A 2,568-nucleotide genomic window follows, 5' to 3' on the forward strand; every position below is an offset into this window, starting at 1 on the left:
GGCGGCCGGCTACACCAGCATGACCGTGGCGGACAGCCTGATCTACCCGCAGGAGTCCGACTCGACCTACCCCTACACCGACACCGGCGACCGGGAGTTCCTCGAGGACAAGGAGTTCATCGAGACGATGGTGCTGACCGCACACCTGGCCGCGGTCACCTCGACCCTGAGGTTCACCCCGTTCGTGCTCAAGCTGCCGGTGCGCCCGCCCGTGCTGGTCGCCAAGCAGGCGTCGTCGGTGGCGTTCCTCTCGGACAACCGGCTCGGCCTCGGCGTGGGCCTCTCCCCGTGGCCCGAGGACTTCGCGGCCCTCGGCGTGCCCTGGGAGCGCCGCGGCAAGCGGATGGACGAGTGCATCGACATCCTGCGCGGGCTCACGACCGGTGACCACTTCGGCTACGACGGCGAGTTCTACTCCTTCGCCCCGCTCAAGCAGACCCCGGCGCCGACCGAGCCGATCCCGATCCTGGTCGGCGGCCACAGCGACGCCGCACTGCGCCGGGCGGTCGTCAAGGGCGACGGGTGGATGCACGCCGGCGGCGACGGCGAGGAGCTCGACCGGCTGCTGGCGCGACTGGCGGAGATCCGGAAGGCCGAGGGCGACGATCGGGACGACTTCGAGGTGCACGTCATCTCCTACGACGCCTACGACCCCGACGGGGTGAAGCGGCTGGCCGACAAGGGGGTCACCGACTGCATCGTGGGCTTCCGGGTGCCCTACATCACCGGCCCGGACACCGAGCCGCTGGACAAGAAGGTCGCCCACCTCGAGCAGTACGCCGAGAACGTGATCGCGCGTGTCTGACCAGCTCACCCGGCCGTTCACCGACGCGGTCGCCGAGGCGGAGGAGCTGATCCGCAACGCCGCGTTCATCCGCTCCGAGGCCGACCTCGACGAGGGCTACGCCTACCTCGCCGGCCGGATCCGGGCGTCGCTCCAGATGGCCTTCGACCACGACCTCGAGCGTCCGGTGCTGATCAACTCCACCCACCAGTTCGCCCGCCAGGGGCTCGACAACCCCGACGCGCTCTACTGGTCGGCGTACCTCACCGAGGACGCGGAGTACGTCGTGCGCGGCAGGCGCGGCACGACGGCCGACCTGTCCTTCCAGGTGATGGGGGGCACCTACTCCGCCGACAGCGCACCGGAGTCGCTCGCGGCCTTCGACGACAGGGAGCTCGACGTGGCGCCGGACGGCAGCTTCGAGTGGCGGTTCGGGCCGCTGCCCGGCGCCAGGACCCTGATCGTGCGCGAGGTCTACAACGACTGGGACGCCGAGGAGCGCGGCTCGCTGTGGATCGAGCGGAGCGACCGCGTCGGCCGGCCGGCCACGGTGCCGACGCGGCAGCGGCTGGCCAAGCAGTACGAGATCGCCGGAAAGCTGCTGACCGGGTCGATCCGGACGTGGTTCGCGTTCCCGCAGTTCTTCCAGTACCAGGAACCGGCCAACACCCTCACGGTCCCGAAGCCGACCCCGGGCGGGCTGGCCTCCCAGATGTCGTCGATCGGCCACTACGAGCTCGACGACGACCAGGCACTGGTGGTGACCGTGCCCGAGTGCGTCGACTGTGCCTACCAGTCGATCCAGATCGGCTCGGACTGGTACGCCTCCACCGACTACGAGACCCACCAGACGTCCCTGACCAAGGCCCAGTCGGCGGTCGATCCCGACGGCGTCCTGCGCTACGTGATCTCAGCGCAGGATCCCGGCATCGCCAACTGGCTGGAGACCACCGGGCACCGCACCGGGCCGATCATGCTGCGCTGGCAGCGCCTCGAGCGCGACCTCACGGAGAGCGACGGGCCCACCGTCGAGGTGGTGCCCTTCGACGAGCTGCCCTCCCGCCTGCCCCACTACGCGGCGACCCGGATCGATCCTGCCGACTACCGAGCCCGGATCGCGGCCCGCCAGCGCGCCGTGGCCAGGAGGATGCTCTCGTGACCGCCGTTTCATCAAGGTATGTAGACGAAGCCACACTTCCCGGGACGAATTCGGCACGGGAACCGCGGCTCCACCTGCATCCCTTGATGAAACCGCAGCCTGCGGGGACCCCGCGATGACGAACCTGCTCGAGGACAAGGTCGTCGTGCTGTCCGGCGTCGGGCCCGGCCTGGGCCGTGCGCTGGGCGAGGAGGCGGCGCGGATGGGGGCCGACCTGGTGCTGGTCAGCCGCACCGAGCGGCGGCTGGAGAAGATGGCCGAGGTGGTCCGCTCCCACGGACGCCGGGCGCTCGTCGTCCCCACCGACGTCACCGACGAGGACGCGGTCGTGAACATGGTGCAGACCACCGTCGGCGAGTTCGGTCGCGTCGACGTGATGCTGAACAACGCGTCGCAACCGGGCACGGACCTGCACGTGTGGGAGCAGACGCTCGAGAACTGGAACCGCTGCATCGCGGCCGTGGTCACCGGGCCGATGCTCTGCACGCGCGAGGTGTTGAAGCAAAGCATGCTCGACCAGCGGTCCGGCTCGATCGTGAACTTCTCGTCGACGGCGTCGATCAACGGGCACCCCCGCAAGAGCCACTATGCGGTCGCGAAGAGCGGGCTGCGGCTGCTCACGAAG

3 protein-coding genes are annotated in these 2,568 nt (G+C 69.8%); all 3 read left to right on the forward strand.

Annotated features, from left to right (window positions below):
- Positions 1-805 (forward strand): TIGR03619 family F420-dependent LLM class oxidoreductase (locus VFN12_RS16725; protein ID WP_325119910.1); only part of this gene is annotated, 805 nt, incomplete at its 5' end.
- Positions 798-1,943, forward strand: a complete 1,146-nt coding sequence (locus tag VFN12_RS16730; protein ID WP_325119911.1) for a hypothetical protein — start codon at positions 798-800, stop codon at positions 1,941-1,943. The genes VFN12_RS16725 and VFN12_RS16730, both read left to right, overlap by 8 nt.
- A 115-nt stretch (positions 1,944-2,058) precedes the next feature.
- Positions 2,059-2,568 (forward strand): SDR family NAD(P)-dependent oxidoreductase (locus tag VFN12_RS16735; protein ID WP_325119912.1); only part of this gene is annotated, 510 nt, incomplete at its 3' end.

Origin of the sequence: Nocardioides sp., from assembly GCF_035703625.1 — a bacterium.
Classification (GTDB): domain Bacteria; phylum Actinomycetota; class Actinomycetes; order Propionibacteriales; family Nocardioidaceae; genus Nocardioides.